The organism is Rothia sp. HSID18067, from assembly GCF_003989445.1.
Lineage (GTDB): Bacteria > Actinomycetota > Actinomycetes > Actinomycetales > Micrococcaceae > Rothia > Rothia aeria.
This window is the reverse complement of record NZ_RBMF01000001.1, coordinates 965,467-991,362: the sequence shown is the minus strand read 5'-3', so window position 1 is coordinate 991,362 and position 25,896 is coordinate 965,467. Positions and strand designations below refer to the sequence as shown.

Here is a 25,896-nt window from a genome sequence, read left to right as displayed (position 1 = left end):
ATGAACGGGACGCGCTTACAGCGCCTGCTTGACCGTAATGCCCTCGTCCTCCATCTCGGCGATTACTTCGTCGAGCTTATCCTCATGTACGGGAGCCGTCAGGTCGATCAGCACACGGGTCTCATACCCAGCATCCACCGCATCCTTAGCGGTTGCCAGCACACAGTAGTCGGTGGCGATACCCACAATATCGACATCCTGTATCTCGTGTTCATCCAGCCAGTCTGCCAGCGGGGTTTTCGGGCCTTCGTCATCCAGTGTGGCGCCTGGCTCATGCTCACCGGTCATGACCGATTCCTCGGGGGCCTGCAGTCCCTCGAACCCTGAATACGCAGCCTCATACCGGCCCTTGCGGAAATACGCTTCGATGTAGTCGGTATCAAGATTCGGGTGAATCTCGGCTCCTTCGGTATTCGCCACACAGTGCACCGGCCAGGAATCCACAAAATCCGGGGTGTCAGAGAAATGCGCGCCCGGGTCAATATGCCAGTCCTGGGTGGCCACAACCGCCTCGTACCGGTGGTGGTTATCCTCAACGTATTCGCTAATGAGCGCGGCGACCTTGGCTCCCCGGTCGGTTGCCAACGCCCCACCGGCGCAGAAATCGTTCTGAACATCAACAATAATGAGTGCTTTTGTCATGAGACTATCCTAGAAAATCCTTGGGGCTCAGTGAAAGGGGGACAGTTGCTAAAGAACTAGGGGACAGTTGCTAAAGAACTATATGAACTCGGTGGGGATCACTGGCTCACCCTCCGAGAGACGGCGGGCCGCCTCGGGGAGCTCTGCCAGTGAACGCTGATGCCGTGCGGCGGCGGCACGTACCGCATCCTCGCCCGTAAAACCAGGCAGGTATTCACCATCCACCACAAAATCCACCATGAGCGGGCGGGTATTCTCGACCTGTGCCGGATCCTCGGTGATGCTCAGTAGCTCTGCACTGGCTATTCCCATGGGGGAGAGCTTACGCGCGGCGCGTTTAGCACCGCCCACCGATGCCTTACCAGCGGAGGCCTTTGCCACGGGCTCCATCTCGCCCGCCGAGTTCTCGCGCGCCACCACCTTATACACCATGGAAGAGGTCGGTGCCCCGGAGCCGGTCACCAGTTTAGTGCCCACCCCGTATGAATCCACGGGGGCCGCCGCTAGGGAGGCGATAGCGTACTCGTCAAGGTCGCTGGTGACCGTAATCTTTGTGTGCTCGTTCCCTAAAGAATCGAGCAGCTCACGCACTCGCTGCGCGGTTGCCACCAGGTCACCGGAATCCAGGCGTACCCCGCCGAGCTCCTCGCCCGCTAGTTCAACGGCGGTGCGTACCGCATTATCCACATCGTAAGTATCGACTAGCAAGGTGGTGCGTGCACCCAGCGAACGCAGCTGAGCTTCGAACGCTTCCCGCTCCGAGTCGTGAAGCAGGGTAAAGGCGTGGGCGCTGGTACCGACGGTTTCAAGCCCGTACCGGCGGCCTGCCTCAAGGTTGGAGGTTGCGGCAAATCCCGCAATAGCGGCGGCGCGGGCAGCAGATACTGCGGCGCGTTCATGGGCCCGTCGCGAACCCATCTCAATGCAGGGGCGGGTTCCGGCGGCGGCGCTCATGCGCGAAGCGGCAGAGGCGACCGCTGAGTCGTAATTTAGGATCGACAGCAGATAGGTTTCAAGGACGCACGCCTGCGCGAACGTTGCCTCAACCTGCAGCACGGGGGAGTGCGGGAAGAATAACTCGCCCTCAGCATAGCCGCGTACTGTGCCGGTGAACTCAAAATTTTCGAGATATTTCAGGGTTTGGGTGTTCACAATATTGCGGGCCGCCAAGAACGATAGCTCTTCGTCATCGAAACGGAACTTATCGAGTCCTTCAAGAAAACGCCCTGTTCCAGCGAGCACCCCGTAGCGGCGGCCTGCTGGCAGTCGCCGGGTGAACACTTCGAAGGTGCACATGCGGTGAGCCGCCCCTGAGGCGAGCGCGGCCTGCAGCATAGTTAATTCATAATGGTCGGTGAGCAGTGAGGTTGTTGCCATACACCTCATTCTAGAGGGGTGGGCGGCGCAAAACAGCATTGTGAAGGTGTGTTGTCCATGACATACGGTAAAAATGACCATAAGAGTTCGCTGTGAACCGAAACCCATAAAAAATAAGGGAAGCAGGCAGATTATGCGGTACAATCGGCCCATGAGTAGCACGCCCGCCCACACCATCATCACCCCGCCAGTGCTGTCTGCACACACACTCGGTGAAACCGATCTTGATACCCACTTGAGTGACTCACTTGAACTCAATACGCCGTGGCAAGTGATCGTGTGGAATGACCCCGTGAACCTCATGACCTATGTGTCCTATGTTTTCCGTTCACACTTTGGGTTCAGCCGTGCTCGCGCTGAAGAACTTATGCTCCAGGTGCACCATAACGGTAAAGCCATAGTATTTACCGGCAGCCGTGAAGAAGCCGAAAAACATACCCACGCCATGCACGGCTGGGGGCTGCAGGCAACCTTCGAGAAAGTTGATAACTAATGGCGCGCGGCTTCAAAAACACCCCGCGCGGGTACACTGCGTACTTCGAAAAACCCGAGCTGCTTCTCATTCGTGACCTCGCCGAAGACATTGTTGCCCTGCTGCAGCCCGAAACCGGGCAAGACGCCGACCCGCTGGATGCACTTATCGGTATCACCGACAACCCGCAGGTGCCCACCGACCCCGCCGTATCCCGTCTGCTGCCGGTCGGCAGCAGCGACGAAGAAGCAGCCGCAGAATACCGCCGCTACACCGAACGCGACCTGCGTGAACGTAAAATCGCGAACCTTTCGATGCTCGCCTTCGATATCGAATCCGCCGACCTGCTCCTTGACGAAGAACACGCGCGCGCTTGGGCATCGGCCCTCTCCGATATCCGCCTGGTGCTGGCCACCCGCCTCGACATTACCGACGATGCGCGAGCTGAAGAAATCCACCGGTACGTCGACTGGTCACAGATAGAAACCGAAGACGAATACCTGGCGATGGTGTACAACTTCATTAGTTGGGTGCAGGAATCGCTCATGAGCGCGCTGATGGACGGGCTGCATACCCCCTAGCCCAGTAACCTTTGCCGGTGCTGCCCCGTTGTGCAACGCCACAGGTGAACACAGCGCCCGCAGGTAGAAAAACGGGGAAAACACCCCGTAATATCCGTAATATAAAACCGCGCACCCGAGCGGAATACGTTTTAAGGCACCCAAACCGTAGAATGGGTTACGGCGCCTAAAACGGTACAACCACACAAAACCCCAAAACCCGATTTGGCCCTCAAACCCTGTGTTTGAAGGCAACAACAAAAGTGCAGGTAAAACCACAGTGAGCGAAAGCCACAATACGACCGAGCAAACCCACGCTCGCACCCCCTGGGGAACTCTCGCCCCCATCACCCCGAGTGCTTCCGCCCCTATCGGCGTCTTCGACTCCGGTGTGGGTGGGCTCACCGTGGCCCGCGCCATTATGGACCAGCTGCCGTATGAACGCATTATCTACGTGGGAGACACCGCCCACGGACCCTACGGACCCCTCAAAATAGCGCAAGTACGGGCCAACGCCTTACGCATTATGGACGAGCTCGTGGACTCCGGCGTGAAAATGCTCGTCATTGCCTGCAACACCGCCTCGGCAGCCGTGCTCAGAGACGCCCGTGAACGGTACACCCGCCAGTATCATATCCCCGTGATTGAGGTGATTCAGCCCGCCGCGCGCCGCGCGCTCGCAGCAACCCGCAACCGCACCATCGGGGTAATCGCAACAGAAGCAACCGTCACCTCCCGCGCCTATGAAGACACCTTCGCCATCGCCCCCAACCTGCGCGTGCACTCGGTGGCCTGTCCCCGCTTCGTTGAATTCGTAGAGCGCGGCATTACCTCCGGACCCGAACTGCTGCAAACCGCCCAAGAATACTTACAGCCCCTCAAAGATGCGGGAGTAGACACCCTGGTGCTTGGGTGCACCCACTACCCGCTGCTGACCGGCATCATCTCGTACATTATGGGTGAAGACGTCACCCTCGTCTCCTCCGCCGATGAAACCGCCAAAGACGTATACCGTGAACTGCTCACCGGCGGGCTCGAAACCCCGGTACTGAACAGCCAGTTTGAACACGAATTCCTCGCAACCGGCCAATCAGAAACCTTCGAACACCTAGCCCGCAGGTTCCTCGGCCCTGAAGTCACCAACGTGCGCCACACCTCCTCCGTCGCTGAACGGTTCCCCACCGGCTCACTCACCGCCCTCACCCCCGACATGATGAGCACCCACACCCGTATCGACCCGCAACTTACCCCCACGAAGGACTAACCCCATGCGCCTGACCGTCATCGGATGCACCGGCTCGTTCCCGGGACCAAACTCCCCGGCGAGCTGCTACCTGCTGACCGCAACCGACCGCCACGGCCGCACCTGGCGGGTACTCATGGACATGGGCAACGGGGCGCTCGGGGTGCTGCAGCGGCATATAAACCTCGCCGATATTGATGCGATCCTCATCTCCCACCTGCACCCCGACCACTGCATCGACCTCTCCGGGCTGCACGTGGCCGTCAAATGGGATCCGCGCGGCTGGCCCGCCGGGCGCATCCCCCTCTACGGTCCAGCGGACATTAACGAATACCTCTCGGCCACCCACGGGCTCGACCCCGACCCCGGCATGAGCACCGAATTTGAATACCACACCTGGACCGAAGGGCAGAAAGTGCGCATTGGTCCTTTCACCGTAGAACCGTTCCGGGTGATACACCCCGCCAAAGACCCCTACGCCCTACGCATTGAATGCAACACCGCCACAGAAAATATTCTGTTCGCCTACTCCGGCGACACCGACCTGTGCGACGGACTCATTGAGGCGGCACGCGGCGCCGACCTGTTCCTCTGCGAAGCCGCCTACCAGGAAGGGCGTGACGACGCGCTGCGCGGCATCCACCTGACCGGAAAACGTGCCGGGCAGGCGGCCCAAGCTGCGGGGGTGCGCAACCTGCTGTTAACCCACCTGCCCGTCTGGAACGACCCAGATATTGCCCGTGCTGAAGCGAAAAGCGTGTTCACCGGATCCGTGGGGGTCGCCGAAGTCGCGGCAAGCTACCGCATCCACCCCCGGCCAAAACCCACCAACCCGCCCACCAGCACCCTGAACGTCATCGAACGGTTCGACTCGCACACCTCAAATATTGAGCTGCCACCCACCATGGACGACAACTAAACACCCCGCCCCACCGTACAATACAGCGAAGGAGACACCATGAGCGAAAACACCCGCGAAGACGGCCGCGCCCGCAACGAACTGCGCCCCATCACCATAACCCGCGGCTGGTCACTTAACGCTGAAGGCTCAGCCCTGATCGAATTCGGCAACACCCGGGTGCTGTGCACCGCATCCTTCACCGAAGGCGTGCCCCGCTGGCTCAAAGGCGAAGGCAAAGGGTGGGTGAGTGCCGAGTACGCCATGCTGCCGCGCGCCACCGGAACCCGCTCATCCCGTGAATCCGTCAAAGGTAAAATCGGTGGGCGCACCCACGAAATTTCCCGTCTTATTGGACGCTCCCTCCGCGCCGTTATTGATATGGATGCCCTTGGAGAAAACACCATTGTGCTTGACTGCGACGTACTCCAGGCAGACGGCGGCACCCGCACCGCCTCCATTACCGGGGCATATGTGGCGCTCGCTGACGCCATTGGGTGGGCTAAAAAGAACGGCCTGATCGCATCCGGTGCGAATCCTCTCACCGACTCCGTCTCGGCAATCTCGGTCGGTATTATCGACGGCACCCCCATGCTTGACTTGCCGTACACCGAAGATGTTCGCGCTGAAACCGACATGAATGTGGTGGTCACCGGATCGGGTAAATTTGTTGAGGTTCAGGGCACCGCCGAAGGCGCCCCGTTCGACCGGGACGAGCTGAACGCGCTCCTTGACTTGGCGTTGGAAGGCACCGCCGAGCTTGCACAGATTCAGCGTGAAGTGCTTGGTACCGCATAAGCTGGCATCACACCATTCGGCAACTAACCAGGGGAGAAGACGCATGGCAAAAATCGTTCTAGCAAGCCATAACCAGGGTAAACTGCGTGAGCTGCGCGAGATCCTGCGCGGGCGGATCGACGGGCTTAACGTAGAGACGGACGTGGTAGACGCCTCGGCTGTGCACGCCCCTGACGTACCTGAAACCGGGGTGAGCTTCGCAGAGAACTCCCTCATAAAGGCCCGCGCTATTGCAGAAGCAACCGGGCTCATCGCCGTAGCCGACGACTCTGGGCTGAGCGTGGACGTGCTGGGCGGGGCACCCGGTATTTTCTCGGCGCGCTGGTCTGGGGTGCACGGGGACGACACCGCGAACCTTAACCTGCTGCTGCGCCAGTTAAGCGATATTGCCGATGAGCACCGGTCCGCGAAATTCTGCTGCGCCGCTTCCTTGGCCGTGCCGGAAGCTGACGGCGGGTATGAGGCCGTCGAATACGGGGAACTGCCCGGGGTGCTCCTGCACGCCCCGCAGGGTGACGGCGGGTTCGGGTACGACCCGATCCTGCAGCCCACGGAACTTAACGGCGATAACGCGCTCTATGGCGGCGACTATGCCGGGCAATCGTGCGCACAAATACCGGCCGAGATTAAAAACTCCATAAGCCACCGGGCTCGCGCATTTGCCGCACTCGTACCGCACCTTGAAAAAGCCCTTACGCACAAGACCGTCTAGCCTTGTGCACTGCCCACAGCGCGGTAATATGCCACCCGCACCAATAATTAGCGCAATGCTATGGTTTTCATGCGAAATGGGCCGAAAAGGCGCACAATAGGTAGTACAAGCCAACCACTCAACCTTCCTAAGGGCATTGATGATTGTACTGCTCATACTCATGCTTCTGCTGCTTGCGCCCGCCCTGTGGGCCTACATCTATATTTGGCGCGGGCTCAACCGGCGGGTTATAGCCGCCGTGAAAGTCGTTGACCCCATTATCACCCTGGGACCCTACGCGATGGGGGCGTGGGCGGCGCTGAGCGCGTGCGTGGTAGTCAATATATGGTGTGAAGGGCCAGCCCGTCTTATCGGTAATATCATCACCCTCACCATCGCGGTGGGCTGTGCCCTGTGGGCCGGGTTCTGGCTTTTAATGCACTGCCTCGGCGGGCAGACACCCGGCAAACGGCCCACCTGGTGGCGTGAGGCGGTGGCCGCAAAATTCGCTTGGCGCAACCTGGAGTCCATGCCCGCCTACCTGGGGGCGCGCACCAGTATCCTGCCGGTGGCAAACCCGCGCATCGTCAAACCTTACAGCGGCTCGTGGACGCGCCCGATCGGGGCCACCATGGAGGGATACCTGCCGGATGGCTCCCACACCGAAGGTTTCGACGAGCACGGGCGTAAAATGCCACGCATCTACCCGGTAGGCCCCGAACCGACAGCATTCGAGGTGGCACGCTGGGGAAAATCCGTCAGCTCCGACCTGCTGCTGCACACTTTCCTCCCCACAGCCCCATTTGAGCGGCTGCGCATGGCCGGGACCATCACCGGGCCCTTCACATTCGCCGGTGCCGTACCGCACGGGGCCGTCACCAAATGGCCGCGACGCTCCGGGGCAAACCGGGCATTCGGCAACTATGCGCGGCTCGGCGACATTACGCAGCGGCGCGTCGAACTGCTCGTAGACTACCGGCTAGTTGCCGCGTTACAGACCACCCGCGAAAGCTACGAGAGGCGGCACAGCTGGGTGCTGGCCTTTACCGATATCACCGCGGATGACCTCACCTTCGACACCAGCAACGACGGTAAACTGCAAATAGTGTTCGGGCAGGTTGGGGAAGACTACCCCACCCCCTGGGTGTTTACCGCCACCGTGAATGACACCCCCAGGCTACGCCGAAAAATTATGCGCGCCATGCGTGAACGTAAAATCCTCAAACAAACCAGTGCCGAACTCATGGACTGGCATTTCCGGCCAAAACTTAGCGAATTCCCGCACGGGCCCATCCAGAATGAACTGCCTGAAGAGTTCTACTTTAAATCAAACCGGCTGATTGTGAGCCACCGCGAAACCTCCGCAAAAGGCGAAGGAGAGGCGCACTGACCCCGCGCGGTAGCTTCCGCTGGGTAGAATAAACGGTATGGCTGAATTCACCCGAACCCCCGATGCATCCAGCGAAAAATACCCGCTCGCGGTGTGCACCGCCCTGCTATGCGCCGCTATGGGGGATGCCCTGGGGTACCCGCTGGAGCTGCTGAGCGCCAAAGAGATCGCAGCCCGCGGCCCCCTAACGGGTGAGAACGAACTCATCTTCAGCGACGACACGCAGCTAAGCTGCTACACCCTTGATGCGCTCACCGAAGTTCTGGAGTGGAATAATCAAGGCACCCCCGCCGACGAACTGGCGTGCCTGTGGCTGGCGTATCTGCGCTGGTACCGGGGGATGGGGTTCACACCCGCAGCGCATGCACCGTTTTCCCTTGACCGCGAAATCGACACGAGCGCACCCCTGACAGCCCGCGAAGGGCCGGGGCAAGCGACTCTGAGGGCTTTAGAGAGCGGCGAAATGCAGACGGTGGCACAAAATATTAACCCCGATGCGCTTGGGACGGGGGCGCTGGTGCGTTCCTGCGCTTTCGGTTTCCTGCCGGTAGCCCCCGAACGCACCGTAGTGTTACTGGCGGCGCGGGCGGCGGCACTGACCCACGGGCACCCGGAGGCCCTGGCATCAGCGGCGGCCTATGCGTTACTGACCCGTGATGTTCTAGCGGGTGCCTGCGGGTCTGAACAGGGCAAAAAGAACAGCATAGCCGATTCGGTGCGGCGCGTCATCGACTGGTGCGGCAGCATCCCCGCGGAGGAGGCTTTCCCCACCGATGCGGCGCACACTCGCGAGGCGCTGGTGAAGGCGCTCGCCCTGCAGGACACCGAACCAACACCCGAAGCAGTCGCAGAGCACTTCGGTACCGACTGGTTATGCTACACAGTGTTGGGTATTGCGGTGTGGAACACTTTGTACTGTTCAGCCCGCATAAGCGCCCCCGGGGAAGGGCTTCAGGCGGGTCTTATGCGGGCGGTCTCGGCAGATTCCGACTCCGACTCGATTGGTGCCATTACCGGCGCCCTGCTGGGCGCACACGTGGGTACACTCGGGGACACACAGCCGCTACTTGAGACGCTGCGCGGGGCCGCGGATGTGCGGGCGGTTGCCGACCGCTATATCGCGCAGCTGGGGCAGACACCTTAAAACGGAAGCATGAGACACGCGCGCCTGGTAACCGTGCAAGATGCGTACCTATTGCTGCCGGTGCGATACTGGGAGGCATGAAAATACTGCACACCTCCGACTGGCATTTGGGCCGTACGTTCCACGGCACCTCGCTGCATGATGTGAGTGAGCGGTTCATTGATGAGCTGATCGCCACCGTAGCCGAAGAAAACATCGATGCTGTGCTCATTAGCGGAGACGTGTACGATAACGCCACCCCCTCCACGGAAACCATTCAGCTGCTCAACCGGGCACTCACCGGCCTGGTGGCTGTCGGGGCACAGGTTATTTTCAGCAGCGGCAACCACGACTCACCGCGCCGCCTGGGATTCGGGGCCGAACTGTTTGCCACAGCCGGGGTGCATATTATGACCCGGTGTGAGCAGGCCTGGCAGCACCCGGTGATCCTCAGCAAAGACGGGGTGCGTGTGGGCGTATACGCCATCCCATACCTGAACCCGCGCTATCACGGCCCTGTTCTTGGGGTGGAACCCACACACGCGGGAGTGCTGGGCGCCGTGACTGAGCGCATCCGTGAAAATATTGCTGAACTCCGCAAGGAGGGCGGCTTAGACTACAGTATTGTGCTCGCCCACGCCTTTATAACCCGCGCCCCCGCCGCCCGGGAGCAAGAGGACACCGGTGGGGAGCAGGCCGCCCTAACGGAGCCAGCCCGCTCTGATTCAGAGCGGGATATTAGTATCGGCGGGGTGGAGGCGGCCCCCGCCAGCCTTTTTGACGGTATAGACTACACGGCGCTGGGGCACCTGCACGGGCGGCAGCGGGTCAGCGACACCATACGCTACAGCGGCTCACCGCTGGCGTTTTCCTTCTCGGAAGAGAACCATGTTAAGGGTGCCTGGCTGCTCACCCTCACCCGCGACGCCGGTGGGGTCAGCGCCAGCATCGACCCCATCAACTGGGATACCACGCTACACCTAAAAACCCTGCGCGGAACCCTCACCGAGCTTTTGAACAACCCCGCGTTTGAGCCCTATGAGGACGCTTTCTGCCGTATCTACCTGGAGCAGGAGAACCGGCCGCTGAACCCTGTTGAGCAGCTTCGCAAACGGTTCCCGCATATTGCGTCCTTTGAATTTCGCAGCACCGTCGAACAGGCGCAGCGCAGCCCCTACCACCGCACCCGTGAAAATATTACCCCGCAGGTGATGTGCCGCGAGTTCTACGCCTACGTGCGTGGGGCTCCTTTGAGCGAGCGTGAAGAAGAAATACTCACCGCAATCATTGAAGAAGCCACCGAACCCGGCGGTGACGCCGCAGACAGTAAGGCATCCGCATGCTCATCCACCGACTAGAGTTCCGCGCCTTCATGGCGTACCCCCACCACGAAAAAATCGATTTTGAGCGGCTTAACGACGCCGGTATATTCCTGCTGAACGGCCCCACCGGCGCCGGTAAAACCACGGTGCTGGACGCCATCTGTTACGCGATCTACGGCACTGTCTCGTCTCAACGGGCCGAAAGCGAGCTGCGTTCCATTTTCGCTGACCGTGATGTGGCGCCTTTTGTGGAGCTGGAACTGACGGTGCAGGGGCGGCGGTTACGTATTCACCGCACCCCCGCCTGGATGCGCCCCAAAAAACGCGGCACCGGGCTAACACAGGAGAAAGCCACCCACCATGTGAGCAGGCTGCGCCCCGGGGCAGACCCGCTGGAGGCCGTCAGCTGGGAGGAAGTCGGCAACCGCCACCGTGAAAGCGCGGAGTACGTGCAGACCCTGATCGGGCTCACCCGTGAACAATTTCTGAAGGTTATGCTGCTGCCGCAGGGGGACTTCTCAAAGTTTCTGCGCACCGTGGGGCGAGAACGCCAAGAACTACTCAAGAAACTGTTCCCCATCGAAACGTATGAACGTATTGTGGAGCGCTTGAATGAGCTTGCGCGTCAGGCACACGATGGGGCTCATGACGCCGCCCAGGCGCTGGATACGTTACGGGATGAGGGGGTGAACTCTCTAGCACGTTTAAAACAGCAGCTACCGCCGCTTGACGAAGAACCCGCAGCCGCACCCGAGGAAGAAGCAGTCCGGACGGTAACGGACGGTCATAAGCCGCACGAGCAGGGGCAAGAGTCGCCCGCGATTGACCCGCTGCAGCTTCCCGCCGCAGAGTTTACGGACTGGGTGCGGCACCAGCTGACACTCACCCTGCGGGGTGGGGAGGCGGAAGATACCCGCCGCGCCAGCATTGAACAGCGTATTGCTGCACAGCGTGAGAAACTGCATGAACTAACGGCTCTGAGCCGTGACTGGGCGGAATATGAGAGCCTCACCGCCGATAAGGAACGCCTCGAAGAGCAGAAACAGGACCGCCACACCGATAAAACCACTCTTGAGACAGCCCGTGCCGCCGAACCCGTGCACAGCGCCCTCACCCGCGCTGAAGCCGATCAGGCAGCGAACGAGCAGGAGCTCACCGGCGCCGTCGAAAAACACCGTGCGGCACATGACATCGCCGAAACCCAACTGGGGATCCTAAAGCCTGGCCCCGGCGGGAAGGAGCCCTTAGAGGCCCGCGCCTACCGGCTCACCGCAGCAGCGACGCAGCCCCACAACGTGGAATATGAGGAACTAGCCACGCTCATTAGCTCCTGCCTGTCGGAGCTCAAAGGGTACCGTAAAGACGACCAGGCGCTCACCGCGGCCCACGCTGAACAGCGCAGCGCCGAAGAGACGTACACCACCGCCTGCACGGCCGTCACCACGCTGGCCGAAGAGACGCATCAGGCGGTTACCGCAAAGGAGAAGGCCGGGCAAGATCTTGACGCCTTCGCCGGGGTGGAGGAAGCCCTAGCCCAGGCACAAACCGCCGCCGCTGCTGCGCGGGAAACGCTGGAACAGGCGCAGCGGCACGTCCAGCGCCTTGCCGAGGCGTCAGCGGAGGTGCAGCGCACGGAAACCCGGTACGCAGCCGCCCATGCTGCAGCTAATGCGGCACGTCAGCGCGTTACCGAGCTCAGCAGTGCACGCATGAGCCAGGCGGCGCTGAGCTTGGCGAAGAACCTGCAGCAGGGTCAGGAATGTATGGTGTGCGGTTCGCGCCAGCACCCCAACCCCGCCACCGGTGCCCCCAACGAAACCCTCATCGAACAGGCTGATATTGATGCGGCCTGTGAGGCGTCGGATGCGGCGAACGCAGCTGAATCCGCCGCGCACTCGGCACACACTAAGGCGCGCACAGTGCTGGAGCAGCTCACCGAAACCAGCGCCGTAACCCCTCAGGCTGCTGCTACACGCCTGAGCGAGGCGGAGCACGCCCTCACCTCCGCCGAACAGGCACACACCGCAAAACAGGCTGCGCAGCAAAAACTCAAGGCCTTAGAACAGCAGCTTGAGGTGCTCGCTGAGAAAAATACTGAGGCCGCCCGGACGCAAGCCGCAGCCCGTGCTCAGGCTGAGGCTGCCCAGGAGCGTGTTATGGCGCTGGAAGCATCCCTGGAACCGGTGCGTGCTCAGGTAGATTTCACCCAACGCATTGAGGCCCTCGAACGCTACTTTAGCGCCGTGCGGGCAGCCGAAACTGCTGTCACCCGTGCGGAAGAAGCCGCTAAACGCGCCGCGCAGAGCACCGCTGGGGCACAGGCCGCACTGGAAGATTCCCCCTTTGACACTGCTGAGGCTGTGTGTGCTGCCGTGCTGTTGGGTACCGAGCAGAAGGCTATTCAGGAGCGCCTTACCGAGTATGAGCGGCAGCTGACCCGAGTCTTTTCGGCTCTTGAGCGTGAGGCTATGCGCGATATTGCGCGGCGTGCAGCCGCCGGGCAGAGCGCCCCTGAAGCGGCAGAACGTGAGAAAGTGAGCGAGTGTATTAGCGGTTTGGAGAAAACCCGTGATGAGCTGCTGGCTCGCCACACGCTGCGTGAGAGTGGTGAAGAGCATCTTAAGGAGTTCATTGTACGGTTTGAGAAGCAGCATGCCCGCAGCGCCCAGGCTATCGCACGTCATGAGCTGTACGGTTCGTTGGCGGCGGTGGCGAGCGCATCCTCCGCGAATAATACCCGCCGGATCGACTTGGTGAATTATGTGCTTGCGGGCGAGTTTCAAGCGGTGGTGCGGGCCGCTTCGGCGCATTTGAAGCAGATGAGCGGCGGCAGGTTTACCCTGGTGCATAGTGAAGATAAGGAAGCTAAAGAACGAACCAGCCTGGGGCTGGGGGTGCGTGTTTTTGATGCGTGGCAGGGCACTGACCGCCGCACCGCCTCGCTCTCGGGGGGTGAGACGTTCATGGCCTCACTCGCTCTTGCATTGGGGCTGGCCGAGATTGTGCAGGAAAACAATGGCGGGGTTGAGATTGACACTCTGTTTATCGACGAAGGTTTTGGTACTCTTGACGGTGAAACCCTAGAGCAAGTGATGTCCACTATTGATGGTTTACGTGAGAATGGCCGCACTATCGGGCTGATTTCGCATGTTGAAGAGATGAAGAATCGTATCCAGGCGCAGGTTGTGGTGAGTAAGGGGCAGGGCGGCTCAACTTTACGGGTAGACTTCTAGTAGCGGTTTTTCCGCTCTGTCCTACTGCACGGAAGGCATCCTATGCATAATTTTTCTGGCCCGGAACTCGGCAAGAGTGCCGGTGTTCTTCGGTCCTATTCCAGACCGAGTTTTACGGAGCCTGTCGATTTTGTATTAGATGATTATCCGCGTAGTTCAATGATGTGGGGCAGTATCCGTTTTACACTGCGTAAGCAGTGGCGGAATTTTCGCCGTAGTCACCGTGTGGGCAGGGCGCTTCTGTGGCGGCAGCTGCGTTCGGATGGTTTTGCGAGACTCCTGCTTGATGTGCTCATGCACCTGCCCGTTGTGCTGGTCGGTATTTCTCTTTTTATTATTGTCACTAACCATAGTTTTAGCGTTCACCTGAGTGGCTACTCGGTGGGCGCGGCTGTTTTTGCTTTTGCGTGCACTAGCCTCATGACCTCGGTCATGACGCGGTTTATTGGTATCCGCTGGCTGCTGGGCATGTATGCGGTGGTTAATATTCCTGCGCTCGTGTACCTGTCACATTTGTCGGGGGGTGGGGGGAGTGTCGGCACCACCGAGTATGCGCTCATGTGTTTGGCGGTGGGGGTTACGATACCGCCGTGGTCGGTGCTGAGCCAGCGGCACCGTGTGCATAATACCGAGTTTGCGGGTAATGGGCCGGTGGTGATGGCCTGGTCAAATATGCTGAATCTGTCGATGTACCCTCTGGCTGCGCTTTTAACTCTTCCCGCAATGTACTATGGCGGCGGCCGTGCTGGCCTGTGGGTTACTGCCGCTTTGGATGTGCTTCTGATCGCTGCGGTGCTTTTCACCCCGTCGCTGCTGCCGGGGTCCCGGCCCCGAGCGGCCGTTACCGCCGCACCGACTCCTTCGGCGGCTTCGGCGCTGCTGCAGCACCCTGAGACTCAGCTCCCGCATACCGGGCGGGGTGTGCATGTTAATGTGCTGAAGCTGCTGCTGGTGTTGGGCACGGCGATGCTTGGGGCGTGCCTGGGGTCGGCGGCCACCGGCCTTCTGGGTATGGTGATGTCCTATGATTCGCTGTACCTGTATCCGGCCGTGATTGCGGTGGGTACGGGGGTCATAGTGGTGGTGGCTGTACCTATTCTGCTGGGCGGGTTTAGGATTGTGCCGTGGCAGGGCTGGCTGGTAAGTGGCGTGACACTGGTTTTCGCGGCGATGCTGCTGCCTGCCTCCAGCACTATTGAGGGCACTATCGGGGCGCTGGTGCTCTTTGGCGCGGCGCTGGGGGCGTCGCTGGCGGGGCAGTCGTTGAGTCTGTCGATGCTCATGGGGCATTCGCCCGATTCTCAGGTTAGTTTTATTGCCCGTTCAATGTCTGCGGTGGGTATTACGATGGGCAGCATGTGGGGCGGTTTCTTGGGTGATTCGCCGTACTACCGTAATGCTTTTATGGTGCCGATTATTGCGGCGTGCCTATACCTGGTGCTTGGGCACGTGTTTGGGTATGTGTGGCGTCTTGACTATGAGGAGCATTTGGAGCCGCTGCCTGAGGCTGATTAGTGCCCGCAACCGGCTGGTGTTTACGTCAAATGTTTGTTCCCCGCTCACCCGCAATATGCGGTGTGGCGGGGAACAAACTGTGTGAGGGGGCGCTGGCCGGCGGCGCTTTGGTTTTACAGTTTCTTACGCTGCCAGCGTTGTTTTAGTGCCCGCGTTTCTTCCAGGCGTCGAGGTCGGGTGCCTCCACGCCGATGCCTGTGGAGTCTCCGTGACCGGTGAGAACCGCCGTAGACTCAGGGAGAGTGAGTAACTTCGACTCGATGGACTCGATAATAGTGTCGAAGTCGCTGTAGGAACGCCCAGTCGCTCCGGGACCGCCCTTGAAGAGGGTATCGCCCGAAAAGAGTACGCCTTCGCTGTTTTCCCAGCTAAGTTCGGGCGTGTAGAAACAGACCGACCCGGGGGAGTGTCCGGGGGTAGCGATCACATGTAGCTCGGTATTACCAGCACTGATTTTCTGCCCGTCATGCAGGGGCTCGTCGAAGTCCCAGGAGGGGTACACCATTTCCCAGAGTACCCGATCCTCAGGGTTTAGGTAGACGGGTGCTTTGAAGCGCTCGGCGGCTTCCTTCGCGGAGCGAATATGATCATCGTGAGCGTGGGTCAGCAGAATTTTTTCGACCGTGCGCCCGGCAACCTTTGTTGCGATTTTATCGACGTCATGCGCGGGGTCAATGATTGTTACACGCTGGTCATTCCCAATAATCCACACGTTATTATCGACTTCCCAGGTGCCGCCGTCGAGTGAGAACGTCCCGTGGGTAACAACCCGTTCAATAGCTTCAGTCATTAGGGGTTCCTTTCCCGGTTTTAAAGTTCCACCACGGAGCGCAGCACGCGACCGGTTTTCATGGTTTCAAAGGCATCATTGACGTCTTCCAGCTTAATACGCTCAGAGACAAAGCCGTCCAGATCGAGGCGGCCGAGCAGGTACTGGTCCACGAACTCGGGGAAGTCGCGCGAAGGCAGCGTATCACCATACCAGGCGCTCTTAATAGAGCCGCCGCGCCCGAAAACCTCATCCAGCGGAATATCCCAGGTGGTGCCAGGTTCCGGAACTCCCACGAGCACCACGCGCCCGGCAAGATCGCGTGCCTCGAAAGCCTGCTTGAAGGTGGGGGCGATACCTACCGCATCTATTACCAGATCCGCACCAAACCCGCCGGTCAGCTCCCGGATAGCCTCGACCGGGTCTACCTTGGCGGAGTTCACGGTGTGTGTTGCACCCTGCTGACGTGCACGTTCAAGTTTATCGTCATCAATATCAACGGCGATAATGGTCGTTGCTCCGCCCAGCTGCGCCCCGGCAATTGCAGCGGTACCCACACCACCGCACCCAATAACGGCCACAGATTCTCCGCGCTTGAGCGCACCCGTATTGAGAACGGCACCCAGGCCAGCGGTCACACCGCATCCGAGCAATCCAATAGCGGCGTACTGTTCGGGGGAAATATCGGCGGTAATTTTGGTGCACTGGCCCGCAGCGACCAGGGTTTTTTCGGCGAAAGAGCCAACGCCTAGAGCAGGAGTGAGCTCGGTGCCGTCCTCCAGGGTCATCTTCTGGGTAGCGTTATGGGTCGCAAAGCAGTACTGCGGCTCGCCCTTACGGCATGCACGGCATTCACCGCAGACCGCACGCCAGTTCAGGATGACTAAGTCTCCGGGAGCAATATTGGTGACATCTTCTCCCACTGCCTCTACAACAGCGGCAGATTCATGCCCCAGCAGGTAGGGAAATTCATCGCCCACACCACCGGCAACATAGTGATGATCTGTCTGGCACACGCCGCAGGTAAGAACCTTCACGAGGGCCTCGCCCTGACCGGGGTCTGGCACGTTAATGGTGGTTACGGTGACGGGTTCGTTCTTAGCGAGCGCTACAACTGCTTTAACTTTGTGCATGTTGTTCCTTAGGAGGGGTTGGGCTTCTACCACAACGGCAGATAAAAGAATGTTTATACGTTTATTCTAAGGTCTGTGCCCTCGCCGCAACAGGTAGACTCGCATTCGGCGAACACATTTGTTTGGGCTCTTCCTCAGATCGGGGAGGAGACTATACCTTGGCGGCTGCTTCCGCTTCTTGGGAGAACGCCAGGGCCGCCCGGCGGAAAACACCGGCTGTAAGGGCGTTCACGTGGTCCCTTCCGGGTAAGAGAAGCAGCTCGTTTCGGGGGTTGTCGGATGCAACCATATCGTAGAGTTCGTGGGCGTCTGCAGCCACGCTGTCTTCGGTACCTACGGCCATGAGAATGGGGCAGCGTGGGCGTTGTCCGCCCCGTATGGCGTCCGGGTCGAAGGGGGCGAAGGAGAGAGCCACAAATCGGTGGAGCGCCTCCTGGCGGATGGGGGAGGAACTAATGATGCTGGTGAACGCCTGCAGCGTTTCGGTGTCATCAATGGTGCCTCCGTCAAAGAGCACCTTTAAGTCCTGAAGATGGTCGCACAGCGGCAGCCCGCCCAGCACGAGGGAAGCTACCAGGTGCGGGTGAGCGACCGCTAAATCCCACCCCAGGTGCGCCCCGAAGGAGAATCCCACCACGTGCACGGGGTGCCGTTGCGAGGTGGTGTTGCCGCTTTCTTGGAGGCCATCCAGCAGACGGGTGAGCGCTTCGACGAGCGCTCCCATCGCATCGGTGGTGTCTGCCCCATCAGGTGCAGGGGCCAGGGTTCCCACCTGCACGGCTGTTCTAGGCGGCAGTTTGGCCGCTACGGAGAACGAGGGGTCTTTGAGCCAGCCCCGGCCGTGGTACGGCAGATCAACGGCGATCACGGTGTACCCTGCACGCAGGTATTGGCGCACCCACCCGGTACCGCCCCAGAGCTGGTCGCCGCGGGTGGCGAACCCGTGAATCATGAGCACCAGCGCCTGCTGCGTGGGGTGCTCGGGCGTGTAGACGGTGTATTCAAAGTTGGGGATCGTGTGGGTCATAATCCCTATTTTCGCATTCTTTGGGACAGCCCATGATCACCCCTGTAGTGGCTTCCAGAAACCCGTTACGGGTGCACGGCGGCAGAGTTTCACAGGCGCCGGGTCGCTTATTTATGGCTGCTTGTGTACGTCTCAGACCCCGTGTTGGGGTGTGTGCTAGAAAAGCTTAGGCTGATTCGGGTTTTTGCCGGGTTCGTCGGGGCTATCCGCCTGGGTGCCTGCCTCAGATGATGCGGCAGAGCCGGAGTGCTGGCTGGTGTTTCGGGAATTTTTAAACATGCCGCGCACCTGTTTGAATATTGCAGTGACTTTCTGCGATACCCGCTGGGGTAGCGACAGCCCTTTAGGTTTAGGCATGATTTGCTGTCCCCCGGACTTGCGCTGCAGCATGTTGGCCTGCGAAATGAGCGTCTCGTTCTTGTGGTCCAGTATTTTGAGGGCGCGGTCATCACGTACCTCTACTCGAATAATGTCTTCTGAGCGCTCTCCGGCAACTAACTGCCGCATCCGCTCAATTTCGGCGTCTAGGTGCGCGCCGTAGAGGAGCATATTGTTCATAATCCAGGTGAAGAGCAGCATAACGATCACACCACCGATTAGGCCGTAGGTGGCGTTATATTTACTGAAATTATTGGTGTAGAGGGTAAAGCCGAAGCCGCCTAGGGCCATGCCGGTCAGAGCCACGAATGCCCCAGGGGTCATACGGCGCGTTTTTTCGTGGCGAATATTTGGGGTGGCCGTGTACAGCATGGCGATAAGCCCCACAGCCGCCAGGAAGATGAGCACCCAACGCCCATTGAGCCAGAGCACTTTCACCAGTTCTATATCAACGTGAGGCGGCAGGTGAGAGCCAATAATGTTCAGCACATCCACCCCCAGCAGCAGCATGAGCATCATCAGCACCGCCAGTACCACTACGGCCGTGGTGATGAGCATATTGAACGGTATAAGAACCCACACGGGGCGGCCTTCACGCACCCCGTAGATGCGGTTAATGGCGCGCCCGAAGGAACTAATGTAGCCCGAGGCAGACCAGAGGGCGCTCAGAATACCGATAAGAAGCGCAATACCTGCGCCCTGGCCGTTGGTGAGCTGTCGGATAGGGTTTTCGACGATACTGTACATCTGCTGCGGCGCGTTTTCTTGCAGAAATTCCAGGATGACCGTGGCACTTTCCTGGCCCTGCCCGACAATACCGAGAAGAGAGACGAAGGCCAGCAGCCCCGGGAAGATAGACAGCACCGTGAAGTAGGTGAGTGCGGCCGCAGAATCGGTTCCGTTGCTGCTCAGGAAGTTAAAACCTGCACGTCGAAAAATGTAGCTGATGCTTCCCTGGGGGAAATCTTTCAGACGCACCTGCGCGGTTTTTGCCGGGTGCTGGTCAAACTCTAAAGCTGTTTCTGTATTCGTATCGTTATCCATAACGGAAAAGGGGCCCTTCGTGTGTGCGTGTTCGTTTCCCACATCATACCTGAGAGCAGACCCCGCTGTGGCAGCCGTAACCCTGGTGCCTGAGCGGGTGCGGTAGGTAAGTAAGCCCCCAGGGAACAGGTCCAACCCTTATCCTCTGGGGGCGTGCGCGGCGGTTAGCGGAATCTAGTTGTAGATGCCCAGAACCTTCGCAGTGTATCCCATGAGCTCATCGGCTAGAGACGGGTTATCATTGAGCTTCATCCCGTACCCGGGCACCAGCTCACGGATGCGCGGCTCCCATGCGGCCATACGGGAGGGGAAGCAGCGGTTGAGCAGGTTCAGCATAATCGGTGCCGCGGTTGATGCGCCCGGGGAAGCACCCAGCAGTGCCGCCAGTGAACCGTCGGAAGCTGAAACAACCTCGGTACCGAACTGCAGCACGCCGCCTTTCTTCGCGTCGCGCTTCATAATCTGCACACGCTGACCGGCGGTAATGAGCTCCCAGTCGTCCCCCACGGCTTCGGGGTAGTAGCGGTGCAGCGCGCCCAGCCGTGCCTCACGGCTCTTGAACAGTTCAGTGACCAGGTACTTCACCAACGAAGTGTTCGCGGCACCGGCGCGGGTCATGGGGTAAACATTATTCAGCCGTACTGACAGCGGCAGGTCGAAGTATGAGCCCTGCTTGAGGAAGTTCGGTTTGAATCCCGCGTAGGGCCCGAACAGGAGGGAGCGTTTGCCGTCCACGTAGCGGGTATCAAGGTGCGGCACTGACATGGGCGGCGCACCTACCGACGCCTGACCGTACACCTTCGCATTGTGCTGGGAGGCGGTTGCCTCGTTGGTGCTGCGCAGGAACAGGCCAGAGACCGGGAAGCCGCCGTACCCTTTGCCTTCCTCAATCCCAGACTTCTGAAGCAGGTGCAGGGCACCGCCACCGGCACCGAGGAACACGAACTTCGTGTGAACCGTCAGCGGCTCTTCCTTATTGATGCGGTTTTTAGCCTGAATAGTCCACGAACCATCGGATTCGCGGGACACATCAGTCACCTGGTAGCCGTAACGCACCTCAACGCCGTGGGTTTGCAGGTAATCCACCATGCTCTTGGTGAGGGCACCGAAATCAACATCGGTGCCTTCGGGTGCCCACGTGGCGGCAATTGGTTCGTCTGCGGCTCGGCCCGCAACGGTCAGCGGCGCCCATTCAGCGATCTTATCCCGCTCGGTTGAGAATTCCATCCGTTCAAAGAGTTTCTGGGTGCGGAACGCCTCATAACGGGCCGCCAGGTATTTTGAGTGCTCATCCCCGAATACCAGCGACATGTGCGGCACCGGGTTAATGAACGAGTTATCCGGCAGGATGCCCTCGTTCACCAGGGAGGCCCAGAACTGACGGGACACCTGGAACTGCTCGTTAATGTCCAGCGCCTTAGCGGGGTTTACGGTGCCGTCGGGTCCTGCGGGCGCGTAGTTCAGCTCGCACAGGGCGGAGTGGCCGGTACCCGCGTTATTCCAGGGGTTTGTTGACTCCTGCGCCACTTTATCTAGACGCTCAAGAAGAATGATGTTCCAGGAAGGCTCAAGTTCCTTCAAAAAAACGCCCAAAGTGGCGCTCATAATACCGCCGCCTACGAGGACGACATCGGTGCGTTCAGTACGTGCTCCCACAGATACTCCCAAATCTCGGTGTTTCCCACCGTCAGTGGTGGTTAACAAGCGCTTGCCAATACTTCTAGGGTACTCCTCTTTCACCATTTCGCGGCTACCGGCAAGAACCATGAAGTAGTGATACAGCTCTCGTGCGAGCCGTGAGGTAGGCATGGAAGAGTCGCCTCTAGGCCACCGTAATCTTCGTAAAATACTCGATAGCGTTCTGCTCGGTCATATACCCCCGTACGTCACGGCTAAGAGCTACGTTCGAGGTCACGTTCATGAGCGGAACCCCTGGCATGTACTGAGCCAGTAGTGTGCTCACCTGCCGATACCTGGAGCGCTGATCTTCCACGTTCTCCGCAGAATCGGCATCTCGAATATCGCGCATAATCTGCTCAAGTGAGGGGGCCGGGTCAATATGCGCGGGCTTAACCGTTGGCGTTGGTGATGGGGTCGGCGAGGGCTGCCCCTGCTCACCTTCGGCAGGTGATGCACTGGGGCTCGCCGACTCGCTCTCAGAGGCGGAGGGGGAAGCCGATGCACTCGCTGAGGCTGAAGGCTGCGGGCTTGCGGAAGCTGTGGCGGAAGAGACAGGGTTTTGCGCGGTCTGGGGGAGGGACTTGGCCCGGTTGGGGTCTTTTTCATTGAGCCACTGTGCTACCAGCAGGGGTGCGAGCACGGGCCCCAGAAAAGCGTACGGGTCGCGGTAGGCGCCGTAGAAACCGCCCAGCACCATGCCGCGTTCGGCCCCGTTGCTGCGGGCCTTCTCACAGTATTCTGCCCACCCAAGCGGAACGGGTTTAATGTTCAGGCCCACCTCAATGAGCGAACCGATCAGCTGCGAATAGATCACCTGCGGGGTGCTCATCCACGGCAGTGAAACATCCACCGGGTAGTAGCATTCGATCGCCTCGTTTTTGTAGTTTGCGGCGGCCAGCAGCGATTGGGCGGTACCGGTATCACGGCGGTAGTAGGGTTTCAGCAGGTCTTCGTCTCGGGTACGGAATAGTGCGGGGAGGTACCCCAGAGCATCACTGGTGCCTTGTAGATAGTAGGGGACAATGGTGCCGCGCTCTACGGCTCGGGCGATAGCGCGGCGCACCGAAATGTTTTTGAGCACCGGGTGCTCAAGGTTGAAATCAAAATACACCAGCGAGAACGGGTCACGGGTGGGGGTCAGGTACCCTTCACGCACCAGCGGCGCCAAGTCGTTCCTGCTCACCTGATCGCAGGCATCGATTTTACTGGCAACCAGCGAGTAGTAGCGTTTGTCGGACGAAGAGAGCGTGTGGAACTGTATTTCGTCCAGCTCAACCTTGGTGTTATCTCGTTTAAAGTGTTCGTTACGCACCAGCACGGTACGCGCCTGCTCGAAAGACTGCACCTTAAAAGCGCCAGTGCCTACGGGGTGGTCTTTAATCCGTGAATTCTCGTCCAGGCAGTTGGGGGAGAGGATACCGAAGGCGGGCTGGGTGAGCATCCGCATAAATGCGAGAGAGGGGCGGCTGAGCGTCATGACGATTTTGCCCTCACGCTCCTCAACTGACTGCAGCAGCGGCTGGTGGCGGTATGTGGCGTGTTCTTTCTGCGTCGAATTGTGAGGTGCCGCCCCGGAGGCGCTGGCGCTCGGCTCGGCGGATGCGCTCGCTGTGGGGTCTGCGGTGGGCTGCGGGGATTCGGCGGGGGAGGCGCTGCCTGTTGCCGTGGGCGTTGGTGTGGCAGAGGGGCTTTGCTGTTTCGTCTCTACCTTTTCAGCGGTCCCAAAACCCCACCCGTAGAGCGGAAAGAGCGGTACGCACAGGTGCGCGGTGTCGGTATTGGTGGCTAGGGCATGCCAACGGTCGGCGTTGCGCAGCACCGCACCGGTGTTGAGTGCAGCACCGTCACTGAATTTCACGTTCTCACGGAGGGTGAAGGTGTAGGTGCGTCGGTCGTCGGAGATGTCCCATGAGGTAGCTAACGCCGGTTCGGGTTCGCCCGTATAATGGTTCGCCGCCACGAGTGGTTCCAGGATTTGGGAGGTGATACGGGTGGTGCTGGTAACCGGCGCCAAGGCCGGGTCGAGAGACACGGCCGGGGCGCCTTGGGCGAAACGGAAAACACGGTGTTCACCGTCCTGGCCCCCGCTTCCTTTGCGCGAGTTGCAGGCTGCGAGCGTAAACCCACATGTGAGTAGGGCACCCAAGCGCAGTGCATCGCGGCGGCTGACCCGGGTTGGGGGTAGCGGTGCTGTGGGCATCGGGTGCGTCCTTTCGGGTATATGGGTTGGGGCGCCCGGTGCGGGCACTGCGGTACCGATAGATGTCTGCGGTGAGAAAATCTTTAGTCGGAACTTTCAGCATACCGCTTACGGGTTCGCCGTATAGAAGATTAACCGTGTGCTGCGTTGAATCCTCAGACAATCTTCAGGTTCGAAAGTGGCGGCAGATATATCCGTGGGCTGGTACTGCCAGAGGGAACCTCTCAGGCGGTCGGTTCTTTAAAACATGTGGTTTGTGTTACCGGGCTGAAAGATATTGTCGCTATGTTCCCATTGTTTGATAGCGCTATGCGCTGCGTTCAAGGAGCTCACGTAAAGAGCCTCCGACCATTGCGGACGGAGGCTCTGAAATAAAGAATATGGTGCGCGAGGGGGGACTTGAACCCCCACGCCGTAAGGCACAGGAACCTAAATCCTGCGTGTCTGCCAATTTCACCACTCGCGCGTGATGCCAGTGCTAAACCAACGTATGCAAGTCTACACTAGCGGTAAAAGGGTTCACAAATGGCGTAAGCGGTGGGGCAGTGGGGCGCCTCCCCCGCAATAGGGGATGCTGGTGCTATTTGGGGTCAATGCCCATATCGCGCCGTAGTTTTGCTACGTGCCCGGTGGCTCGCACATTGTACTGGGCAATCTTAATGGTGCCCTGCTCATCAATGACGAAGGTTGAGCGAATAAGCCCTTCGTACACTTTCCCGTAGTTCTTCTTCTCGCCCCACGCGCCGTATGCTTCGGCCACGGCGTGGTCGGCGTCGGACAGCAGCGGGAAGGTGAGCTCTTCGTTCTGGGTAAATTTCTTGAGGGCGGGCAGCTTATCGGGTGAGACACCCAGCACCGTGTACCCGAGTGCGGAGAACGACGCCAGGTTATCTCGAAAGTCACATGCTTCTTTAGTGCACCCGGGGGTGGACGCCTTGGGGTAGAAATAGAGGATGACGTTCTGCCCCCGATAGTCGCTGAGGGAGCGGGCGGTCCCATCCTGGTCTTGTAGTGTGAAATCGGGTGCGGCGGTGCCGGGTTCCAAACGAGTGCTCACGGTGTGCCTTTCGGGTTATCGGGGCCAGAAGTGTCTCTAATACAAACCATCATGGCACGGCCTCAGGTGCGCCTCAAGATGAACGGGTCGAAGCTGTTCTCACTACTGCCCCCACACACCCCAGCTTTAGGGTGGCGAGTATCACCCCAACTGGATTTGCGAGGGTGAAGCAAGTGCCGTATAGTTTTTATCTGTCGCCAGCGGTGCTGGTGGATAAGTAAATAAGCGCCTCTAGCTCAATTGGCAGAGCAATTGACTCTTAATCAATGGGTTCTGGGTTCGAGTCCCAGGGGGCGCACACTATAGCGAGAATCCCGCCAATATCGGCGGGGTTCTCGCCTATTTTTACTCTGCACCCGGGCCCACGCAGCCAAGCGCGGTACCGGGTACATGCGGGTAACCTGCTAAAAGGCGCACCCCCCAAGCCGCGGGGTGCGCCATGAACCGGTGGCCGCACAGGCCTATAGCACTGGCCAGATAGTGGTCACGAACGTCCGGAAATCTTGCACATCCAGCGTCTGATCAATAGTGCCCGTACCAGCGTGCGTGGTAATCTCGGGCTTATCTAATAGTGTGAGCCTGAACCGGCTCCCATTAATAGACTCAAGCATAATAGTCAGATTGTCATTCGTCAGATGCGCATGCAGAGCGTTTGTGTTGTCGATGGTTGTTGCCGCACCTGCCGGGGTCACCTCAGGCATATGAATAGGTGCAATAATCACCTCATCGGGTGAATCCTGATAACCTACCAGAAAGCACTCTTGGTGATCCTCCTGAAGAGCTGCAATATCGGGGTTGCGGTAGGTCGCGGAACCGGTCGCATACACCAGGTTGTAGGCGCCGTAATTAATGATCTGATTATCAAAAGCAGGGTGCAGTACTCGGATTACTTGTTCTCCGGTTAGTTGTTGTGTGCCCTGCTGTTGATTGGCCTGCGCTACATCGGTGTCGGCCGTATTTTTCATATCGGTCATACCCCCAATTCTACCGGCAGGCGCGTTCTACGTCACCGTTTTATGTCACATAAACGCACTAATTTACTGGTGAAATACTCCGGTAGTGGTCGGCAGATAACATTTGCATCCCGTTCACAAGCCAACTTCTCAAAAAATACTGCAAAAAATTTGTTAAAACGGCACGGGAGATTTGACTCACGCACGCCAGCGCGCGAACATAGAAGGGTGCAAAAGCAACAGATGCAGCTGATTCTTAGCCTCGTAGTCGTCGCCTAGGGCGCCGCAGGACGAGGCTTTGATGCTGTCTACGTAAGCGCCCTTCGCTACCACCACCAGCGGAGGGTATTTTTTGTAGCTACGGAACCACCGGGGCGCACGCGCGAAAGGC

The 25,896-nt window shown here is 59.4% G+C and carries 21 protein-coding genes and 2 tRNA genes; 12 read left to right on the top strand and 11 right to left on the bottom strand.

Features of this window, described 5'->3' with window-relative positions:
- Positions 1 to 15 precede the first annotated feature (15 nt).
- Together D8M23_RS04370 and D8M23_RS04365 are read right to left on the bottom strand one after the other, a co-directional pair.
- Positions 16 to 642, bottom strand: coding sequence for an isochorismatase family protein (locus tag D8M23_RS04370; RefSeq protein ID WP_126853823.1), 627 nt, complete (start codon positions 640 to 642; stop codon positions 16 to 18).
- A 78-nt stretch (positions 643 to 720) separates the two neighbouring features.
- Positions 721 to 2,019 (bottom strand): nicotinate phosphoribosyltransferase, encoded by a 1,299-nt coding sequence (locus tag D8M23_RS04365; RefSeq protein WP_126499881.1) that lies wholly within the window; start codon positions 2,017 to 2,019, stop codon positions 721 to 723.
- 151 nt (positions 2,020 to 2,170) lie between these two features.
- Here D8M23_RS04365 and clpS point away from each other — a divergent pair, with 151 nt between their 5' ends.
- The 11 genes from clpS to D8M23_RS04310 all read left to right on the top strand — a co-directional run bounded on the left by clpS (position 2,171) and on the right by D8M23_RS04310 (position 15,264).
- Positions 2,171 to 2,512, top strand: a complete 342-nt coding sequence (gene clpS / locus D8M23_RS04360) for an ATP-dependent Clp protease adapter ClpS (RefSeq protein ID WP_023134645.1) — start codon at positions 2,171 to 2,173, stop codon at positions 2,510 to 2,512.
- On the top strand, positions 2,512 to 3,072 hold the full coding sequence (locus D8M23_RS04355) for a DUF2017 domain-containing protein (protein WP_006888872.1): 561 nt from the start codon (positions 2,512 to 2,514) through the stop codon (positions 3,070 to 3,072). Before clpS ends, D8M23_RS04355 begins: the two co-directional genes overlap by 1 nt.
- 259 nt (positions 3,073 to 3,331) lie before the next feature.
- A complete protein-coding gene (gene murI, locus D8M23_RS04350) occupies positions 3,332 to 4,315 on the top strand; it encodes a glutamate racemase (RefSeq protein WP_126853822.1) in 984 nt (327 codons plus the stop codon).
- Positions 4,316 to 4,319: 4 nt separating this feature from the next.
- Positions 4,320 to 5,213 (top strand): MBL fold metallo-hydrolase, encoded by an 894-nt coding sequence (locus D8M23_RS04345; RefSeq protein ID WP_006888911.1) that lies wholly within the window; start codon positions 4,320 to 4,322, stop codon positions 5,211 to 5,213.
- 39 nt (positions 5,214 to 5,252) lie between these two features.
- Entirely contained in the window at positions 5,253 to 5,990 is a 738-nt protein-coding gene (rph, locus tag D8M23_RS04340; RefSeq protein ID WP_126499884.1) for a ribonuclease PH, read from the top strand.
- Between the two features lie 43 nt (positions 5,991 to 6,033).
- The gene (locus D8M23_RS04335; RefSeq protein ID WP_126499885.1) at positions 6,034 to 6,702 is read left to right on the top strand and encodes a non-canonical purine NTP pyrophosphatase; all 669 of its coding nucleotides are present in this window, start codon (positions 6,034 to 6,036) and stop codon (positions 6,700 to 6,702) included.
- A gap of 139 nt (positions 6,703 to 6,841) precedes the next feature.
- Positions 6,842 to 8,071, top strand: a complete 1,230-nt coding sequence (locus D8M23_RS04330; protein ID WP_126853821.1) for a peptidase E — start codon at positions 6,842 to 6,844, stop codon at positions 8,069 to 8,071.
- Positions 8,072 to 8,108: 37 nt separating this feature from the next.
- On the top strand, positions 8,109 to 9,215 hold the full coding sequence (locus tag D8M23_RS04325; protein ID WP_126853820.1) for an ADP-ribosylglycohydrolase family protein: 1,107 nt from the start codon (positions 8,109 to 8,111) through the stop codon (positions 9,213 to 9,215).
- 77 nt (positions 9,216 to 9,292) lie between these two features.
- Entirely contained in the window at positions 9,293 to 10,552 is a 1,260-nt protein-coding gene (locus tag D8M23_RS04320) for an exonuclease SbcCD subunit D (RefSeq protein WP_126853819.1), read from the top strand.
- Positions 10,534 to 13,749: an AAA family ATPase gene (locus D8M23_RS04315; RefSeq protein WP_126853818.1), complete on the top strand. Its 3,216-nt coding sequence runs from the start codon at positions 10,534 to 10,536 to the stop codon at positions 13,747 to 13,749. The genes D8M23_RS04320 and D8M23_RS04315 overlap by 19 nt, the downstream gene beginning before the upstream one ends.
- Before the next feature lie 159 nt (positions 13,750 to 13,908).
- The gene (locus D8M23_RS04310; RefSeq protein WP_126853817.1) at positions 13,909 to 15,264 is read left to right on the top strand and encodes a hypothetical protein; all 1,356 of its coding nucleotides are present in this window, start codon (positions 13,909 to 13,911) and stop codon (positions 15,262 to 15,264) included.
- A 142-nt stretch (positions 15,265 to 15,406) separates the two neighbouring features.
- Here the strand turns inward: D8M23_RS04310 and D8M23_RS04305 are convergent, their stop codons facing one another.
- The 8 genes from D8M23_RS04305 to bcp form a co-directional block, all read right to left on the bottom strand.
- On the bottom strand, positions 15,407 to 16,054 hold the full coding sequence (locus D8M23_RS04305) for an MBL fold metallo-hydrolase (RefSeq protein ID WP_126853816.1): 648 nt from the start codon (positions 16,052 to 16,054) through the stop codon (positions 15,407 to 15,409).
- 20 nt (positions 16,055 to 16,074) lie between these two features.
- On the bottom strand, positions 16,075 to 17,166 hold the full coding sequence (locus D8M23_RS04300) for an S-(hydroxymethyl)mycothiol dehydrogenase (protein ID WP_126853815.1): 1,092 nt from the start codon (positions 17,164 to 17,166) through the stop codon (positions 16,075 to 16,077).
- 151 nt (positions 17,167 to 17,317) lie between these two features.
- A complete protein-coding gene (locus D8M23_RS04295) occupies positions 17,318 to 18,193 on the bottom strand; it encodes an alpha/beta fold hydrolase (protein ID WP_126853814.1) in 876 nt (291 codons plus the stop codon).
- Between the two features lie 156 nt (positions 18,194 to 18,349).
- Positions 18,350 to 19,615: a YihY/virulence factor BrkB family protein gene (locus D8M23_RS04290; RefSeq protein WP_126853813.1), complete on the bottom strand. Its 1,266-nt coding sequence runs from the start codon at positions 19,613 to 19,615 to the stop codon at positions 18,350 to 18,352.
- Between the two features lie 174 nt (positions 19,616 to 19,789).
- Entirely contained in the window at positions 19,790 to 21,271 is a 1,482-nt protein-coding gene (locus tag D8M23_RS04285) for a malate:quinone oxidoreductase (RefSeq protein ID WP_126853812.1), read from the bottom strand.
- A 166-nt stretch (positions 21,272 to 21,437) separates the two neighbouring features.
- Positions 21,438 to 23,495 carry an ABC transporter substrate-binding protein gene (locus D8M23_RS04280; protein ID WP_126853811.1) on the bottom strand — a complete coding sequence of 686 codons (2,058 nt, stop codon included), beginning with the start codon at positions 23,493 to 23,495 and terminating at the stop codon, positions 21,438 to 21,440.
- A 381-nt stretch (positions 23,496 to 23,876) separates the two neighbouring features.
- Positions 23,877 to 23,961, bottom strand: a tRNA-Leu gene (locus D8M23_RS04275).
- Positions 23,962 to 24,075: 114 nt separating this feature from the next.
- A complete protein-coding gene (gene bcp, locus D8M23_RS04270; RefSeq protein WP_126853810.1) occupies positions 24,076 to 24,552 on the bottom strand; it encodes a thioredoxin-dependent thiol peroxidase in 477 nt (158 codons plus the stop codon).
- A 225-nt stretch (positions 24,553 to 24,777) separates the two neighbouring features.
- Here bcp and D8M23_RS04265 point away from each other — a divergent pair.
- Positions 24,778 to 24,850, top strand: a tRNA-Lys gene (locus D8M23_RS04265).
- Between the two features lie 163 nt (positions 24,851 to 25,013).
- On the opposite strand, the gene D8M23_RS04260 is transcribed toward D8M23_RS04265, so the two are convergent.
- Complete coding sequence (locus tag D8M23_RS04260; protein ID WP_126853809.1) at positions 25,014 to 25,526, bottom strand: hypothetical protein; 513 nt, start codon at positions 25,524 to 25,526, stop codon at positions 25,014 to 25,016.
- Positions 25,527 to 25,896 lie beyond the last annotated feature (370 nt).

Coding starts and splice junctions, on each gene's coding strand:
- D8M23_RS04300 (WP_126853815.1), bottom strand. CDS start 17,166: ATGCACAAAGTTAAAGCAGTTGTAGCGCTCGCTAAGAACGAACCCGTC.
- D8M23_RS04365 (WP_126499881.1), bottom strand. CDS start 2,019: ATGGCAACAACCTCACTGCTCACCGACCATTATGAATTAACTATGCTG.
- D8M23_RS04295 (WP_126853814.1), bottom strand. CDS start 18,193: ATGACCCACACGATCCCCAACTTTGAATACACCGTCTACACGCCCGAG.
- D8M23_RS04305 (WP_126853816.1), bottom strand. CDS start 16,054: ATGACTGAAGCTATTGAACGGGTTGTTACCCACGGGACGTTCTCACTC.
- D8M23_RS04345 (WP_006888911.1), top strand. CDS start 4,320: ATGCGCCTGACCGTCATCGGATGCACCGGCTCGTTCCCGGGACCAAAC.
- rph (WP_126499884.1), top strand. CDS start 5,253: ATGAGCGAAAACACCCGCGAAGACGGCCGCGCCCGCAACGAACTGCGC.
- D8M23_RS04260 (WP_126853809.1), bottom strand. CDS start 25,526: ATGACCGATATGAAAAATACGGCCGACACCGATGTAGCGCAGGCCAAT.
- D8M23_RS04325 (WP_126853820.1), top strand. CDS start 8,109: ATGGCTGAATTCACCCGAACCCCCGATGCATCCAGCGAAAAATACCCG.
- D8M23_RS04310 (WP_126853817.1), top strand. CDS start 13,909: ATGATGTGGGGCAGTATCCGTTTTACACTGCGTAAGCAGTGGCGGAAT.
- D8M23_RS04355 (WP_006888872.1), top strand. CDS start 2,512: ATGGCGCGCGGCTTCAAAAACACCCCGCGCGGGTACACTGCGTACTTC.
- D8M23_RS04370 (WP_126853823.1), bottom strand. CDS start 642: ATGACAAAAGCACTCATTATTGTTGATGTTCAGAACGATTTCTGCGCC.
- clpS (WP_023134645.1), top strand. CDS start 2,171: ATGAGTAGCACGCCCGCCCACACCATCATCACCCCGCCAGTGCTGTCT.
- D8M23_RS04320 (WP_126853819.1), top strand. CDS start 9,293: ATGAAAATACTGCACACCTCCGACTGGCATTTGGGCCGTACGTTCCAC.
- D8M23_RS04290 (WP_126853813.1), bottom strand. CDS start 19,615: ATGGATAACGATACGAATACAGAAACAGCTTTAGAGTTTGACCAGCAC.
- D8M23_RS04315 (WP_126853818.1), top strand. CDS start 10,534: ATGCTCATCCACCGACTAGAGTTCCGCGCCTTCATGGCGTACCCCCAC.
- D8M23_RS04330 (WP_126853821.1), top strand. CDS start 6,842: ATGATTGTACTGCTCATACTCATGCTTCTGCTGCTTGCGCCCGCCCTG.
- D8M23_RS04335 (WP_126499885.1), top strand. CDS start 6,034: ATGGCAAAAATCGTTCTAGCAAGCCATAACCAGGGTAAACTGCGTGAG.
- D8M23_RS04280 (WP_126853811.1), bottom strand. CDS start 23,495: ATGCCCACAGCACCGCTACCCCCAACCCGGGTCAGCCGCCGCGATGCA.